Source organism: Pseudomonas sp. FG-3G (genome assembly GCF_901007645.1).
Lineage (GTDB): Bacteria > Pseudomonadota > Gammaproteobacteria > Pseudomonadales > Pseudomonadaceae > Aquipseudomonas > Aquipseudomonas rhizophila.
This window is the reverse complement of sequence record NZ_CAAKGZ010000020.1, coordinates 180785-197122: the sequence shown is the minus strand read 5'-3', so window position 1 is coordinate 197122 and position 16338 is coordinate 180785. Positions and strand designations below refer to the sequence as shown.

At 59.9% G+C, this 16338-nt stretch carries 15 protein-coding genes; 7 read left to right on the top strand and 8 right to left on the bottom strand.

Features of this window, described 5'->3' with window-relative positions:
- Window positions 1–35 precede the first annotated feature (35 nt).
- Entirely contained in the window at window positions 36–572 is a 537-nt protein-coding gene (locus PSEUDOMOFG3G_RS10645) for an Hsp20/alpha crystallin family protein (RefSeq protein ID WP_047225871.1), read from the top strand.
- 186 nt (window positions 573–758) lie between these two features.
- Here PSEUDOMOFG3G_RS10645 and PSEUDOMOFG3G_RS10640 read toward each other — a convergent pair whose 3' ends face one another.
- From PSEUDOMOFG3G_RS10640 to PSEUDOMOFG3G_RS10625, 4 genes are all read right to left on the bottom strand, one after another.
- On the bottom strand, window positions 759–2114 hold the full coding sequence (locus tag PSEUDOMOFG3G_RS10640) for an MBL fold metallo-hydrolase RNA specificity domain-containing protein (RefSeq protein ID WP_139049891.1): 1356 nt from the start codon (window positions 2112–2114) through the stop codon (window positions 759–761).
- Window positions 2115–2215: 101 nt separating this feature from the next.
- On the bottom strand, window positions 2216–3106 hold the full coding sequence (locus PSEUDOMOFG3G_RS10635; RefSeq protein WP_047225679.1) for a universal stress protein: 891 nt from the start codon (window positions 3104–3106) through the stop codon (window positions 2216–2218).
- 61 nt (window positions 3107–3167) lie between these two features.
- Window positions 3168–5540 (bottom strand): phosphoketolase, encoded by a 2373-nt coding sequence (locus tag PSEUDOMOFG3G_RS10630; protein WP_076384338.1) that lies wholly within the window; start codon window positions 5538–5540, stop codon window positions 3168–3170.
- A gap of 136 nt (window positions 5541–5676) precedes the next feature.
- A complete protein-coding gene (locus tag PSEUDOMOFG3G_RS10625; protein ID WP_139049890.1) occupies window positions 5677–6570 on the bottom strand; it encodes a universal stress protein in 894 nt (297 codons plus the stop codon).
- Between the two features lie 306 nt (window positions 6571–6876).
- On the opposite strand from PSEUDOMOFG3G_RS10625, the gene PSEUDOMOFG3G_RS10620 reads away from it, so the two are divergent.
- Window positions 6877–7440, top strand: coding sequence for a GNAT family N-acetyltransferase (locus tag PSEUDOMOFG3G_RS10620; protein WP_047225870.1), 564 nt, complete (start codon window positions 6877–6879; stop codon window positions 7438–7440).
- A 55-nt stretch (window positions 7441–7495) separates the two neighbouring features.
- Here the strand turns inward: PSEUDOMOFG3G_RS10620 and PSEUDOMOFG3G_RS10615 are convergent, their stop codons facing one another.
- Both PSEUDOMOFG3G_RS10615 and PSEUDOMOFG3G_RS10610 read right to left on the bottom strand, forming a co-directional pair.
- On the bottom strand, window positions 7496–8407 hold the full coding sequence (locus PSEUDOMOFG3G_RS10615; protein ID WP_047225675.1) for a universal stress protein: 912 nt from the start codon (window positions 8405–8407) through the stop codon (window positions 7496–7498).
- A gap of 106 nt (window positions 8408–8513) precedes the next feature.
- The gene (locus PSEUDOMOFG3G_RS10610; RefSeq protein WP_047225674.1) at window positions 8514–9758 is read right to left on the bottom strand and encodes an MgtC/SapB family protein; all 1245 of its coding nucleotides are present in this window, start codon (window positions 9756–9758) and stop codon (window positions 8514–8516) included.
- A gap of 236 nt (window positions 9759–9994) precedes the next feature.
- On the opposite strand from PSEUDOMOFG3G_RS10610, the gene PSEUDOMOFG3G_RS10605 reads away from it, so the two are divergent.
- From PSEUDOMOFG3G_RS10605 to PSEUDOMOFG3G_RS10585, 5 genes are all read left to right on the top strand, one after another.
- Window positions 9995–10918 (top strand): universal stress protein, encoded by a 924-nt coding sequence (locus PSEUDOMOFG3G_RS10605; protein WP_139049889.1) that lies wholly within the window; start codon window positions 9995–9997, stop codon window positions 10916–10918.
- Window positions 10919–10963: 45 nt separating this feature from the next.
- Window positions 10964–13741 carry a cation-transporting P-type ATPase gene (locus tag PSEUDOMOFG3G_RS10600; RefSeq protein WP_139049888.1) on the top strand — a complete coding sequence of 926 codons (2778 nt, stop codon included), beginning with the start codon at window positions 10964–10966 and terminating at the stop codon, window positions 13739–13741.
- 60 nt (window positions 13742–13801) lie between these two features.
- A complete protein-coding gene (locus PSEUDOMOFG3G_RS10595) occupies window positions 13802–14236 on the top strand; it encodes a universal stress protein (RefSeq protein WP_047225671.1) in 435 nt (144 codons plus the stop codon).
- A gap of 68 nt (window positions 14237–14304) precedes the next feature.
- Window positions 14305–14940 carry a cytochrome c gene (locus PSEUDOMOFG3G_RS10590; RefSeq protein WP_047225670.1) on the top strand — a complete coding sequence of 212 codons (636 nt, stop codon included), beginning with the start codon at window positions 14305–14307 and terminating at the stop codon, window positions 14938–14940.
- A 10-nt stretch (window positions 14941–14950) separates the two neighbouring features.
- Complete coding sequence (locus PSEUDOMOFG3G_RS10585) at window positions 14951–15868, top strand: c-type cytochrome (RefSeq protein WP_139049887.1); 918 nt, start codon at window positions 14951–14953, stop codon at window positions 15866–15868.
- 61 nt (window positions 15869–15929) lie between these two features.
- On the opposite strand, the gene PSEUDOMOFG3G_RS10580 is transcribed toward PSEUDOMOFG3G_RS10585, so the two are convergent.
- On the bottom strand, window positions 15930–16217 hold the full coding sequence (locus PSEUDOMOFG3G_RS10580) for a cyd operon YbgE family protein (RefSeq protein WP_047225668.1): 288 nt from the start codon (window positions 16215–16217) through the stop codon (window positions 15930–15932).
- Window positions 16214–16336, bottom strand: coding sequence for a cytochrome bd-I oxidase subunit CydX (gene cydX / locus PSEUDOMOFG3G_RS10575; RefSeq protein ID WP_047225667.1), 123 nt, complete (start codon window positions 16334–16336; stop codon window positions 16214–16216). Before cydX ends, PSEUDOMOFG3G_RS10580 begins: the two co-directional genes overlap by 4 nt.
- Window positions 16337–16338 lie beyond the last annotated feature (2 nt).

Below are 16338 nucleotides of genomic sequence, written 5' to 3'. Positions count from 1 at the left end.
AGTCCCGCCCGGACATCACCAAAGAGGAAAATCAAATGTCCAATTCAGTGAAAAAAATGCCGGTCGATACCCAAGACAACACTCAACATCCGGCCAAGAATGACCTTTGGCATCCACTGGAAAAACTCCGTCAGCAGGTGGATCACCTGTTCGATGACTTCAACCGGGGTACAGGTCTTTCTCCTTTCAGTCGCGGACTGTTCGATGTCGAGCCATTCTGGCGCAGGGAGTTCTCCACGAGCCTGCCGGCCGTGGACATCAGCGAGAAGGAAAAGAGCTTTGAAATCACAGCCGAATTGCCCGGCATGGATCAGAAAGACATCGAAATCCGGCTCGCCAATGGCAACCTGATCATCAAGGGCGAGAAGAAAGAAGCCAAGGAAGAAAAGAAAAAAGGTTATCACCTGTCCGAACGCCATTACGGCTCCTTCGAACGGGTTTTCAACCTGCCAAAAGGCATCGATAGCGACAAGATCGAAGCTCAGTTCAGCAAAGGCGTGCTGACCCTGACGCTGCCTAAAAAACCGGAAGCGCTGAAAGCGGAAAAAGTCGTGCCGATCAAGGCTGACTGACGCTGTGCACCCTGCCCCTCGCCGGCCAACGACGAGGGGCTTTTTTTTGCCTGTGCATTTAGATGTGTTGTTGAAGCTGATGGGCCGCTTCGCGCGCAGGATCGCTCCCACAGGGGCGGTGATGAACACAAATACCGCGTACACCTCAGGACCTTTGTGGGAGCGAGCCTGCTCGCGAAGGAGGCCTCAGAACTCCACGCTGTCGCGATACTCCGGCACCGATACTGACCAGCCCAGCTCATCGCGAATGCGATGGCGCAGGACATCGGACGCGTTGGGTTCGCCATGCACGACATAGGTATGCCGGGGCGGTGTCTTGAAGCCGCGCAACCATTGCATGATTTCATCGGCATCGGCATGGGCGGACAATGTTTGCATCGGCACCACTTCAGCGTTGATTGGCACGTCCTTGCCATGGATGCGCACCGCAGGCTCACCCGCCACGATCCTTGCGCCACGCGTCCCGCCGGCCTGGAAACCTGGCATCAGCAAGGTATTGATCGGGTTCGGCGCCAGGCTTTTGAGGTGAAACAACACCCGCCCTCCGGTAGCCATACCACTGGCGGCGATGATCACCGCCGGGGTGCGTTGCAGGTCCAGGTTCATGGAATCCCTGGCCGAGCGCACCGGGTGCGCGATGTGGCACATGCCCTCACACTCCTCCCTGGACAAACGATGCTCATCGCCAAAGCGTTGATACAAGCGGGTTACATCAATGGCCATGGGACTGTTCAGGTAGATGGGGATGTCCGGGATCGCCATCCGCTGTTTCAGGCGATACAGGTGATACATCAGCAGTTGTGCCCGACCGACCGTGAACGAGGGCACCAAGGTGATGCCGCCGCGCAATGCGGTGCGGGTGATGACGTCAGCCAGTTGATCTTCGGGCGATTGACTCGGGTGCCTCCGGTCGCCGTAGGTGGACTCAACCAATAGGTAATCCGCCTGCTCGATGGTTTGCGGGGCAAACATCACCGGGTCCTCGGGGCGCCCCAGGTCGCCGGAGCACACCAACGTAACGCCAGCGGCCTGCACCTGCACCGTGGCTGCGCCCAGGATGTGTCCCGCGCGGCGCAGCACAATCCCCACCCCACGGGCGATATCCACCGGATGATCGAACGCTATCGGGCGTAACAGTTTCAGTGCCCGCTCGGCATGCTCCCGGGTGTACAACGGCAGGGCAGGATCATGCTTGGAAAACCCCTTGCGGTTGGCGTATTCGGCCTCTTCCTCCTGCAAGCGGGCGCTGTCGAGCAAGAGGATCTTGACCAGCTCACAGGTGGCCGACGTGGCATAGACCGGACCGCGATAACCGTTTCGCACCAGCACTGGCAGGTAACCGCTGTGGTCCAGGTGTGCGTGAGTCAGCACGATCGCGTCCAGGTCACGCATCGGCAGTTCGAAGGGGTCCCAGTTGTGCAAGCGCAATTGTTTGTAGCCCTGAAACAGCCCGCAGTCGATCAGGATGCGTTGATCGTCATGCTCCAGCAGGTACTTGCTGCCGGTGACTGTGCCGGCCGCCCCTAGAAACGTCATGCGCATGAGCGTGCTCCTGAACAATCGATTGGCGTTCCATTGGTCGCACTATTCGCCCAGCGGGCCATTGATTTTCATCAAGGACACAGCCATGAGCACCGGTTTCTTCACACAGCCAGTACGCTGCACGACACCTGATACAAAATATGCTCCGTGGTGCTACCCAACAGCCCGTGCGAACCACCCTTCTGCGAGCGCCCCATGACCACGACATCGACCTCATGCTCCAGGGCAAACTCACTCAAGGCTGAAACCGGATGGCCCAGCACGAAGTGCCTGCGCTCGGCCGGCACGCCGAACAGGTTGGCCAGCTCCAGGAATGTTTTTTCCAGGCTCCTGCGCAGTTCATTGCTGAGCTGTTTAAGCGTCAGGCCACCTCCGCCGACATCGCCGAGATAGACCGACGAAACCTCATAGGCGTGAACCAGATGCAACTCGGCGTCGCACTGCAAGGCCAAGCCGATTGCCTCGCGAATAATCCGGTCGTTGAGCCCACTGTTTTGCGCAAAGTCGCTGGAAGGGTCCACCGCAGCAACCACTTTGCGCGGCAAGGCGTGGCCGGTGGCGCCCACCAGGTACATGGGAACCGGGCACTGGCGCAACAGACGCCAGTCCAGCGGAGTAAGGAAGGCCCGTTTGAGCAGGGGCTCGTGTTGCACCTGCTTGATCAGCAGATCAGGCTGGATTTGCGTAACGTGCTGCAGAATCTGCTCGTCCATGCCGTCGACCCAATCCACCTGCGTGGTGACCCTCAGGCCTCGGCGCCGCATCTTGTCGGCCTCCTCCTCCAGCCAGTGACGGTGGTCCTGCAGGTAATTCTGACGCGCTTCATCACGGGGCTCCTGCTCCAACAGTTTGAGAATGTCCAGTGACGGCACCAACGCAGAAACATGCAAGTGCGCCCCGCTGGCCGCCGTCAGGGCCGCTGCGTGATGAAGGGCCGGAGAGTGTCGCTGTGCCGGGTTGAGGATCAGCAGTAAGCGCTGGTACTGGCTCATGATGGATCTCCAAAAAGTCAGGGCGAACGGCGCGATGTCGAAGTCGTAACAGGGCGTACAGTCAACCCGGCGCCGGCGTCCAGCGCCAGTTCAAGACCTCGGGCATGTCCTGCCCATGTTCGATCAGGTAAAGCTGGTGCTTCTCCATGGTGGCCCAGTAGCGGTCCCGGGCGCCCTCCACCAACGGTTGCAAGCGCGGTACTCGCTGGATGACATCGAATGCCAGTTGGTAGCGATCCAAGTGATTGATGACCGCCATGTCGAACGGGGTGGTTGTGGCCCCCTCCTCCATGAAACCGCGCACATGGAAATTGTCATGGTTATGGCGCTTGTAGACCAGACGATGGATCAATGAAGGATAGCCGTGGAACGCGAAAATCACCGGTTTGTCCACGGTGAACAACTCATCGAACCCGGCATCCGGCAGACCATGGCAATGCTGTTGCGGCGGTTGCAGGGCCATCAAGTCCACCACGTTCACCACCCGCACGCGCAGATCCGGCACGTATTGGCGCAACAGTGTCACGGCGGCCAGGGTTTCCAGGGTTGGCACATCACCGGCGCAGGCCATCACCACATCCGGGTCGTCATCGTTCTGGCAGGCGAAGGCCCAGCGACCGATGCCAATGGAGCAGTGCCTGATGGCCGAATCGATATCCAGCCATTGCCACTCTGGTTGCTTGCCGGCCACGATCACGTTGATGTAATCGCGGCTCTTGAGACAGTGATCGGCCACCGACAACAGGCAATTGGCATCCGGCGGCAGGTAGATACGCACCACATCGGCACTTTTGTTCGCCACATGATCGATAAATCCCGGATCCTGATGGGAGAAACCATTGTGGTCCTGGCGCCAGACGTGGGATGTGAGCAGGTAGTTGAGCGAAGCGATCGACGCGCGCCAGGGAATCTGCGCAGCGGTCTTGAGCCACTTGGCGTGCTGGTTGAACATCGAATCGACGATATGGATGAACGCCTCATAGCAGGAGAACAGGCCATGGCGGCCCGTCAGTAAATAGCCCTCAAGCCAGCCTTCACACACCTGCTCGCTGAGGATTTCCATCACCCGGCCTTCGCAGGCCAGGTTGGTATCCCCCGTTTCAAGTGCCGCCATCCAGGTCTTGCCACTGACCTCGTACACCGCATCAAGGCGATTGGAGGCGGTTTCGTCGGGGCCGAACAGGCGAAAGTTGCCGGCCTTGAGGTTGTACTTCATCACGTCCCGGACAAAACCGCCCAACACCCGGGTGGACTCCGCCTGCACACTGCCGGGCGCGGAGAACTGCACGGCGTAATCGGTAAATCGAGGCAGCTCAAGTGACTGGAGGAGCAAGCCGCCATTGGCGTGGGGATTGGCGCCCAGACGCCGATGCCCTGTGGGCGCCAGCGCCGCAATCTCCGGCAGCAATGCACCACTGGCGTCGAACAGCTCCTGTGGCCGGTAACTCTCGAGCCATTGTTGCAGTTGCGTCAGATGCATGGGCTGCTCGAAATGACTCAGTGGCACCTGATGGGCGCGCCAGGTGCCCTCGACCTGCTGACCGTCGACGAATCTCGGACCGGTCCAGCCCTTGGGCGTGCGCAGCACCAACATCGGCCACAGTGGCCGCTCCAGTTCATGTGCCGACGAGTCTGCACGGGCCGTACGCTGGATTTCGCGGATCTTGAGCAGCATGGCGTCCAGGACCATCGCCAGTTGCTGGTGAACGCTGTGGGGGTCGTCGCCTTCGACAAAATAAGGATCGTAGCCATACCCGTACATCAGGGCTGACAGCTCGTCTTCACTGATACGCGAAAGCAGCGTGGGGTTGGCGATCTTGAAGCCGTTGAGGTGAAGGATGGGCAGAACCGCACCGTCACGCCGGGGGTTGAGGAACTTGTTGGAATGCCAGCTCGCCGCCAGCGTACCGGTTTCGGCTTCACCATCGCCGATAACGCAGGCCACGATCAGGTCAGGGTTGTCGAACGCCGCACCGTAGGCGTGGGCCAGGCAATACCCCAGTTCCCCGCCTTCATGAATGGACCCTGGGATCTGCGCCGAGACATGACTGGACAACCCGTAGGGCCAGGAAAACTGCCGGAACAGGCGCAGCATCCCGTTCTCGTTCTGTTCCACCGAGGGATAACACTGGGTGAAGCTGCCCTCCAGATAGCTCTGGGCGACGATGGCTGGGCCGCCGTGTCCGGGGCCGGTGACCAGGATCATGTTCAGGTCGTGGGTCTTGATCAGGTGATTGAGGTGAACGTAAATCAGGTTCAATCCCGGCGTGGTGCCCCAGTGACCCAACAGGCGCGGCTTGACGTGGCCCAGTAGCAGCGGTTTGCGCAACAATGGGTTGTCTTTGAGGTAAATCTGACCCACAGCCAGATAATTGGAAGCACGCCAATAGGCGTCAATGCCTTCCAGTTGGTCGGGGCTAAGAAAATCACTCATCACATTCTCCCAAAGAGGCTGGATTACCCGCGAACTGCCCTGGTCGCTTGAACCGATATCGAACGGTCTGCCACGACTGATTCTGGAGCGCTTGAACAAACCCGACTTGATTTACATCAGAGTCAACGCGCCCTGCTCATACCCTGACTGCCAACAAGCTGCCCGACACCGAATACAGGGCCCGTTCCGTCGTGCTACCGATCAGACGGTCCAGCCCAGCGCGTTGCTCGGTGCCCATCACCACCACATCAGCCTCGAACTCATCGAGGAACTCATGGATCACCGGCACCGGCAGGCCAATGACGAAATGACGGCGCTCGGGTGGAATGCTCCACCGCTCGGCCAAATTGATGAACGCCGCATGCAGCGACTCTCGCAAGGCCTCGGCAAAATCTTCATCCCAGGCCCCAGCCACCAACGAAGCCTCCCCGTTGAAGGCCGGAGACAGGTCGCAGGCGTGCAGCAGATGCAGCGGGGCATTGCATTGCAGGGCCATTGCCCCGGCGGCCTCGATAATGCGCTGGTTCAAGGCGTTGGCCTGCGGATTGGCGGGGTCCACCGCCGCCACGACCCGGCGTGGCAAGCTGTGGGTGGCGCGATTGACCAGATGCACCGGCACCGGGCAATCGCGCAGCAGATGGCAGTCCAGGGGCGTCACGAAAACACGCTTGAGCAGCGGCTCAAGGGTCACATCCTTGATCAGCAAATCGGGCTGAAACTGCTCGACGTAGCGCAGGATGTCCAGTAATGGATGAGTGGTCCAGACCACATGGGTCGTCACATCCAGCCCTTGCTCCTTGAGCAGCGCCGCCTCCTCCACCATCCAGCGACGGTAGTGGTGCATATAGCGCTGAGCTGTCGCTTCATCGTTCTTTTCGCCCCACAAATGCGTGTGAGGCGGTGGTTGAACAAATGCGCACAAGTGCAAGGCCGCGCCACTGACCCTGGCCAGGGCACTGGCGCGACGTAGCGCGGCAGACGGATGCAGGTCGGCTTCAACGATCAATAGCAAACGTTGGTACTGTCCCATTACACACCTCCACTGGTCTGTTGGCCATCCGGTCCCCAGCGGTCCCTCTCTGGCATGTGCAACAGCCTGCGCTTGTCACCCCGGGGCGGCTTGATCTTTATCAACTGCATGCACATACCTGTGGGAGCAAAGCTTGCCCCCCACAGGTTTGGCTCCCACAGAAATTGCTCCCCGGCATTGATCATCGACGAGCGGATTCGCGAGCACTGATCCAGATCAGAATCGATCTGCCACGCCGGCGTAGAACAGTAGCGAATGCACGGCCTTTGCCGCGCCGAAGGTTCACACCCGATGGAGGAACGCATCATGCTCAACGTCAAAGACCACAATGAACGCGCCGCTGCCCTGTATGCCAGCATCAGCGGCAAGCACTGGATCCAGGCCCTCAGAGATGGCCGGCACGTGTTGATCAGGCCACTGAAGGAAGAAGATCGCCAGCGTGAGTATGACTTCATCAAGCGTCTGTCACCGGAGTCCCGGCACATGCGTTTCCTGGCGCAAATCAATGAGCCCGGCGCGGCCATGCTCGACCAGTTGATGGATGTCGACTGCAAGACGCGCATGGCTTACATCGCCCTGGTCCACGACAACGGCCAACTGATCGAAATCGGTGTCAGTCGCTATTGCGCTACCAGTGAACACGAATGCGAGTGCGCCGTGACCGTAGCCGATCAATGGCAGCATCTGGGGCTGGGGACGTTGTTGATGGAACATTTGATAGAGGCGGCCCGCAAGAACGGCTATCGCCAGCTGTATTCCATCGACGCCGCCGATAACGCCCCTATGCGGGATCTGGCCCATAGCCTTGGATTTGATACCCGCACCGACCCCGACGACGCCCGGCAGGTCATCCACCGGCTCTATCTTTAACCACAGTGCATTGCGCGGGACCCGGGGCCAGGCCCCGCGCAAGGTCACCCTGCCGTCACTCGCCCGGCTTGATTGCCCATATACTGCAAGGTGCCCGTTGCAGCACCTGCTCGGCAGTACTGCCCAAGTGCTTGTCCAGACCTCGATGCTGTGTCGTGCCCATGACAATGACGTCGCACTGATGATCGGTGGCGAATGTGCAGATGCTGCTCAGCGGCGCACCTTCGATGAAGTGACGCTGCTGCGGCGGCACGCCGTGACGCTCGGCCAGGGATTCAAACACTTCGTGCTGCGCCTGCCCCAATGCTTCATAGAGCCCAGTGGCGAGCGGGAGCGCACCCACGCCCATGTCGGCGGCGTACACCGCCGTCCAGTCGAAGGCGTGCAACAACTCAACCTGGGCGTTGCATTGATCGGCCAGTTTCACGGCGGCATCGACGATCCGGTCGTTGAACACCAGGTCCTGCTCCTCGCTGCGCAGCACATCGACGATCGCCAGGACCTGCCGGGGCCGCGGATGACGCGCGTCGGTGACCAGGTGCACCGGCACCGGACAGTCGCGCAGCAGGCGCCAGTCCATGGGTGTGAAGAAAATCCGCTTCATCGCCGGTTCAGGCTCGGCGTCCTTGATGATCAGCGCCAGTGGCATCTCTTTGACGTACTGCTGCAAGGCCTGATAAGCGTCTTTGCCCCAGACCACCTCGCTCGTCGCCTCCACTCCATGGCGGCGCGCCAGCTCAGCCTGTTGCCACAACCAGTGCCGGTGCGTTTCCAGATACCCGTCACGGGCCTTCTTGACTTGTTCTGGCGCAAAAAGACCGGCCACCGAGAGCACCTCCAGATAATCGATGGCGACGATGTGCAGGGGCAGATCCAGCGCCAGGGCCAGTTCGGTGGCGCGGTCGAACGCAGGCGAACGGGTCATGGCATCGGGTGCCAATAACAACAAACGTTGGGTCTGGGACATGGAACACCTCGGCACGTGGCGGCAGCCACTTAAAGGATTGAGGGTTCCAGAATGAACGTATGCCACGGGCAGGACTTGATCTTCATCAAACTGCCACCACACAGGCTCACAGATTCGGGAGCAGAACGCCGGCCCACATTCCCAGCGTCACCAGCACCTGGCCGGGGATGAAATACCCGGCGAAACGCCGTCCGCCACTGAGCCAGGCCACTACGCATTTACTCAGGGAATTGCTGCTCATCGCCATCAAGACCGGTATGGCGATGCCATCCAGGGGTAACAATCCGGCCTTCGCCAGGGAAGCAACAGAGGCAATCGAAGCATGAGCATCAACCAGCCCGCTGAAAACCGCCGTTACGGTTACCCCGGTCTGGCCGAACTCGGCAAGCATCGCAGACGACAGGAGCGTGATACCGGCCATCGCCAGGACTACCGTCAAGGCCAGTTTGAGGTTGAAGGCCCCGCCGCGCTTGATCGGTTCATCCGCCCGAGCCCTGGGTCGGGGAAACATCAGCACCCCGGCGTAGACCAATGTTGTCAATACACCGCAAAGCAACGGGCCCCACATCCAGAGTAACAGGGCCGGTTCGACGGCACCGAGGATCAGCCCCATTTGCGCCACTGTCGCCAGATTGGATAGCACGGCAGCGGCGCTCAGCACCTTGAGATTGGCCGGTTCTTTCGCGGCGATGTTACCCATGGTGGCGACGGTCAGCGTGGCCGAGGCGAACCCCGAGGCAACCGCGCTGAGGGCGTAACCGTAGTGAGTGCCGAGGGTACGGACCGCAACATGCCCCAGCGCACCCACAGCCATCAACATGACCGTCAACATACAGATGGTGCGCAGGTTGATCGCATCGTAAGGTCCGAGAAAGCGATCCGGCACCAGCGGCAACACCACCAGCGCGGCGATCAACAGCACCAGCCCGTCACGCATTTCCGCGGCGGTCAATTGGTTACGGGCAAAATGGTGCAGCGCCTGGCGGCTGGCGAGCAGACCGGCCATCACCACGCCGATCGCGATCGCCAGGGCCGGGGCGGTCATGCAGAGCGCCCCCAACGCCAGCGCCGCGAATAACGCCACTTCGCTGGTGATACCGGGGTCCTGGTCGAGGTTTCGCCAATACGCCGCCGTGACCAGTGCCCCCAGCGCAAGCGCCACGAACCCGAGCAGCAAGACTCCGCCAGCCTGGACCGTGACATACCCCAGCAACGAGGTAATGGCAAAGGTACGCAGGCCGGCGAAGTCGCGCCGAGCGCCCTCGCCTTTGCGTCGCTCGCGTTCTAGCCCAATCAACAAGCCGATTCCGAGCGCAGCGGCGGCATTGGCAAAGCCCAGGGTTTCGCTCATGGCCTCGGTTCTATACTGAGTGTTCCGGTTGTACCTGAGTCCAGGGTAGTCCCTGGGAGGATTTCATGATCAAACATAGCGCTATTGCCAGGCGTCGTGTGCATTGATGCCACGCTTCTGGCATGAGCTTGATGCAAATCAAGTGACCGATGCCCGATACGATCATGATCAAACCCTGGCTCCACGCGGCGCGAAGGCCGTCGGGTACCCATACGTCCATGCTCGGGAGGTTTGTCATGTCCACGCAATCACGTTTGATGTTGGTCGTCTCGCCGCTGATGGAACACAGTCCGGCCTTCGACCGGGCAGCGGCGCTGGCCAAGGCCGAAGGCGCCGCGCTGCATATCGTTGCCTTCGACTACCTCGAAGGCCTGGCCACCGCTAGCCTGGTCAATGAGCAGGCCCTGGAACAGATGCGCCTGGGTTACGTTGAACGCCATCGCCACTGGCTGGAAGACCAGGCCCGGCCACTGCGCAAGCTGGGCATTGAAGTCACGACCGAAGTGGCGTGGGTCGAGCGACCGCTGCAGGAGATTCTGGTCCACCTCAAGGAGCAGCCGATGGATGCCCTGATCAAGACGGTGGAGCATGAATCCTGGTTCTCGCGCCTGATGTTCACCCCGCTGGATGTGCACCTGCTGCGCGAAAGCGAAGTGCCGTTGCATTTCGTCAACAAAGTCACTCACGCCCGTCCGCGCAAGATTCTGGCGGCCATTGACCCCTTTCATCTCGACGGCCGCTACGAAGGCCTCAACGACCGGATCCTGAGCGAAGCCAACAAACTGGCCACCTCCTGCGACGCGAGCCTGGAAGTCATCTACGCCTATGACCTGTCGTCCATCACCGCCTCCGAATATGGTTTCGGCAGCGGCTCGATGTTCTTTTCTTCCACCCTGGCCCGGCAGCTCTATGAATCCCAGGGCGAGGCGTTTGACGCGTTGGCCGAGCGCAACGGCATCGCGCCGGAACAACGACGCATGGTCATGGGCGACCCGGCCAAGGTATTGGCCAGCTACGCGGCATCCCATGACATGGATGTCATTGTCATGGGGCGCGTGCGCTACAAAGGTTTGGACAAGTTGATCGGCAGCACCGTGGAAGGCCTGCTGTACAAGATGCCGTGCAGCTTGTGGGTGATTGCACCGCAGCAGTTCGATTGAACGCATGAATACCAACAGCATAATGAGCGCAGGGATAGCGGCCTGATGAACCGAGCGAGCAACGCACCGACCGAGCGGGATCCGATTCCCACAGATGCCGAGGCTTGGTACACGTTGCCTGCGCAGCAGGTGCTCGAACGGCTGGAGGTCAATGAGCACACCGGGCTGAACGATGCAGAAGTTCAAGCCCGGCTTGCGCGCACAGGCTTCAATCGCCTGCCGGAGTCGGCGCGGCGACCGGCGTGGCTGCGTTTTCTGTTGCAGTTTCACAATATCCTGATTTACGTGCTGCTGGGCTCTGCGGTGATCACCGCGCTGCTGCAACACCTCTGGGATACGGTGGTCATTCTGGCGGTGGTGGTGGCCAACGCCATCATTGGCTATGTCCAGGAGGGCAAAGCGGAAAAAGCCATGGACGCGATCCGGCAGATGCTGGCGCCCCGCGCCGCCGTGATTCGTGCTGGTGAACGTTTGAGCATCGCGGGTGAAGCGCTGGTACCCGGCGATATCGTCTTGTTGGAGGCCGGCGATAAAGTCCCGGCAGACCTTCGCTTGCTGCACGCCAACAGGCTGCAGATCCAGGAAGCCATCCTGACCGGTGAATCCGCCGCCGTGGAAAAGCACACTGAACCTGTGCGCCTTGGAGCGCCCCTGGGTGATCGTGCCTGCATGGCCTTCAGTGGAACCCTGGTGACCTGCGGACAGGCCACCGGGGTTGTCGTTGCAACCGCGACCGCCGCCGAGATCGGGCGCATCAGCAATCTGTTGTCGGAAGTCGAGACACTGACCACGCCATTGGTCCAGCAAATGAACGTCTTCGCGCGCTGGCTGACGATCCTGATTCTGCTCGTCGCCGGGCTGTTACTGGTTTACGGTCATTTTGTCGGCCATTACGCATTCAACGAAATCTTCATGGTGGTGGTGGGCATGTCGGTCGCTGCCATCCCCGAAGGACTGCCCGCCGTTCTCACCATTACCCTGGCGGTCGGGGTTCGCGCGATGGCCCGTCGCAACGCCATCGTTCGCCGCTTGCCCGCCATCGAAACCCTGGGATCGGTTTCGGTCATCTGCACGGACAAGACCGGCACCCTCACCCGCAACGAAATGATGGTCGCATCAGTGGTCACCCGTGATCTGACGTTCACGGTCGACGGTGCCGGTTATCAGCCGTCGGGAAACATGAACCTGGCTGACCAGTTGATCGACACCTCCAATCACCCCACGTTAGCCGAACTGGGACGCGCCGCCGCGCTTTGCAATGACGCGGTGTTGAGACTGCACGACGCCACATGGAAGGTCGAGGGCGATCCCATGGAGGGCGCACTGCTGGCGTTTTCCGTGAAAGCCGGAATCGATGGCGAAGAAGAACGACGCACCTGGCCCCGCACCGATGCGATTCCGTTTGACGCCAAACACCGCTTCATGGCGACGTTGCACCACAACCATGAGCGACAGGCGTCAATCTATGTAAAAGGCGCGCCGGAACAGATCCTGGCCATGTGCGCGCAGCAGCGTGGCAGTACCGGCGCCACGGAGCCGCTCAATGCTGACTACTGGCACCAACAGGCAAACACCATTGCCGGCAAAGGTCAGCGCGTGCTGGCGTTTGCCAGCCGCCCCGTGCCGTCCGAGCACACCGTTCTGGAGTTTGGCGACGTGCAGGGTTCGCTGACCCTGCTTGGCATGACAGGCATGATTGACCCGCCTCGCCCCGAGACGATCCAGGCGGTCCAGCAATGCCAGGCTGCCGGTATCGCAGTCAAGATGATCACCGGCGATCACTCCGGCACCGCCGCCGCGATCGGCGCGCAAATCGGCCTGCAAAATCCCGACAAGGTGCTGACGGGCGTCGACCTGGACGCGATGAACGACGGCACGCTCAAAGAAGCGCTCAAGGACGTGAATATCTTCGCCCGCACCAGCCCTGAACATAAGCTACGGCTGGTGATGTTGCTGCAATCGAACGGCATGACCGTGGCCATGACCGGCGACGGGGTCAACGACGCACCCGCGCTCAAACGCGCCGACGCCGGCATCGCCATGGGTGACAAAGGCAGTGAGGCGGCAAAAGAGGCGGCGGACCTGGTACTGGCCGATGACAACTTCGCCTCCATCGTGGCCGCCGTACGTGAAGGGCGGACGGTCTACGACAACATCAAGAAAGTGCTGAGCTGGACGTTGCCCACCAACGCGGGCGAAACCATGACCATCATTGTCGCGCTGCTGTTTGGCCTCACCCTGCCGGTGACACCGATTCAAATCTTGTGGATCAACCTGATTACCGCCATAACGCTGGGTATCGCCCTGGCGTTCGAGCCGACCGAAGAAAACACCATGCGCAGGCCGCCGCGCTCAAGGCACGAGCCGTTGATAAGCGGCGCGTTGATCTGGCACATGGTGCTGGTTTCGATCCTGTTTCTTTGCGGTGTCTACGGCATTTTTACCTACGCACTCGACCGAGGCTACCCGGTGGAGTTGGCCCGCACCATCGCCGTCAACACGCTGGTGGTGATGGAAATATTCCATCTATTCTTCATTCGCAATCTTTATGGCACTTCACTGACCTGGAAGGCTGTCAGAGGCACAAAGGTCGTGTGGCTGACCGTTGCAGTGGTAACCTTCGCTCAGTTCGCCATCACCTACGCGCCGCCCCTGCAAAGGGTGTTTGCCACTCAAGCGATCCCCTTTATGGATGGGCTATTGATTATCGCAGTGGGCATCGCGCTCTTTGCGATCATCGAAACTGAAAAACAGATTCGGCTACGGTTAACCGACCCCAAGGGCGCTACGCTCATAGTGGGACAGACCCCGAAGTCACCCTGACGCTGCGGCTGGCATGGTGTTCGACCAGCCGCTGGATGTTACTGAAAGAGGATTCGGAAAATGCACAAAGTATTGGTCGCTGTCGATGGTTCAGAGCACTCCGAACGTGTGGTGCATTACCTCATTGGACTGATCCGGGACGGCGGATTGCTGGGAGGCAGCGTGGAGGTGCACCTGGTCAATGTGCAGTCATTTTTACCCACTCGCATCGCGCAAACCATGAGCAAGGATGAACTTGACCGTTACTACGACGGCAAAAGTGCCGAAGATGCGAATAAGGCAATCGCTCTTCTGAAACAGCAAGGCATCGCCTTTACTTTCCATACACTGCACGGCGACGCGGCCAGCAGAATCGTGGCGTGCGCCAAATCCTTGGGGTGCGACAGCATCATCCTGGGTTCGCACGGCAGTGGTTTTCTCGAAGGCATTTTCCTGGGCTCTGTCGCGGCCAAAGTGATCCAGCTGTCCAGTATCCCGATTACCTTGGTCAAATAACCGAGGGTGAGTTGCAGTTGATGGCGCACCAGGGGGCCTGTCCCCCATAACGTCTGCGAGGCAGAACGATGGGTATGTCGCGATGGGGATCAGTCCTTGCTTTATCCGGTGCGCTGGCAACATCCGCTTATGCAGCTGACGCGCAAAAGACCTTCACCCAGGGCGGGACCAACCCCGCCGCCATTGCCTGTTCAACCTGTCATGGTGCGGACGGTACAGGGATGCCCGCGGCTGGCTTCCCAAGGCTTGCAGGGTTACCTGCTGAGTACTTCTCAAAACAAATCGCGGATTTTCGCTCAGGCTCCAGGGCCAACCCAATCATGCTTCCTATCGCCCAGGCATTGAGCGAGGACGAGGTACAAGCCCTCGCCAGCATGCTCGCCAACATGCCAGGCCCACCTGTCAAACCCATCAATCGTGCGCAGGCGGCCAAGGGCCTGGGGCAGACCCTGGCATTGAGAGGCGCATGGGATCGAAACATACCCGAGTGCGTCTCCTGTCATGGCCCTGGCGGAATCGGGGTCGGTGCCTCTTTTCCACCGCTGGCGGGCCAATCGGCTCAGTACCTGGTCTCGCAACTGAATGCCTGGCGGCAGAAGACCCGGAAAAATGATCCAGACGATCTCATGGGCCACATCGCGAGGTCCCTCACTGAAGCCGAGGTCGAGGCTGTTTCCCGGTATTTCGCTGAGCTCAGTCAATAGAGGTCTGGCCATGAAATCATTCATCGCGGCACTCATCAGTTTCAACATGGTATCAATGGCTGGCGCTGCTGATGTGGCAGGTGCATCGCCCCCTTTGCCCGGCCCAGACACCCCACAACAGCGGACGGCGACATTTATTCCGCCAGCAGAGGACACGCTGCCTGATAACGCCTTTGGCCGTTTGGTGCGGCAAGGGCATGCGATCTTTGTCGATACCAAAGCCAACGCCCCCGAGTTCGTGGGAAACGGGATGAACTGCACCAATTGTCATTTGGACCAAGGCAGAAAAGCCGACTCGGCGCCCCTTTGGGCGGCTTACACGATGTACCCGGCTTATCGAAAAAAGAACGACAAGGTCAATACCTACGCCGAGCGCCTACAAGGCTGCTTTGAGTTCAGCATGAACGGAAAACCGCCTCCGGCCGACGGGCAGGTCATCGCCGCCCTGACTGCCTTTTCCTACTGGTTGGCAACAGGAGCACCGCTAGGCCAGGAACTGCCCGGGCGAGCTTATCCTGAGGTGCCACAACCGGCGGGAGGCTTCGATGTGGCCAAGGGCAAGGTCATCTATGCCCAGCAATGCGCGGTGTGTCATGGCAACGAGGGCGAAGGCCAAAAGGCCGGGAGCGATTACGTATTCCCACCGTTATGGGGCAAAGACTCATTCAATTGGGGCGCGGGGATGCATCGTATCAATACCGCAGCCGGGTTCATAAAGTCGAATATGCCATTAGGTAAAGGCGCCACCCTGTCCGCCGATGAGGCCTGGCACGTTGCTGCCTACATGAACAGCCACGAACGGCCGAAAGACCCCAGGATGATTGCCGGTTCTATCGAGCAGACCCGGTTGAAATTCCATGCCAATGACGGGATCAATCTTTATGGCAAAGAAGTGAACGGCGTGATACTTGGCCAGGGAACTGAATGAACGGCGCAGCCAATACTACTGTCGCCGTTCTCGTGCAGCGTTATTGAACGTAAGCCCGCCTTCACCGCACGAACATCAGCCATCCGGCCAGCACCAATGCCGCAGTACAGGTCCAACCTGAAAACAGCCAGCGCCAGAGCCACCGGCGCGGGATAAAACCCACGCCCCTGACGAAAGCCACACTCATCGCCGCAAACAAAGCACCCGCCAGTGCGTGATCAGCTTTACCCTCCGGGGTTGCCATCATCGGCGGGTACAGTGTGCAGGCAAGCATGATGGTGATGGCGATCATCAGACTCGCCAGATGAATGCGTGAAGACGGCTGGGTATCTGAGCGTTGCTGAATCATCGCTGCTGCTCGTCATTGTCACTCAAGGCCCGGTTCGCTTCGTTCTCCCCCCACATTGCATTCAATATCGCCAGCAACAGCGCAAAGCCGACTCCCAACATCCAGGCGAAATACCACATAT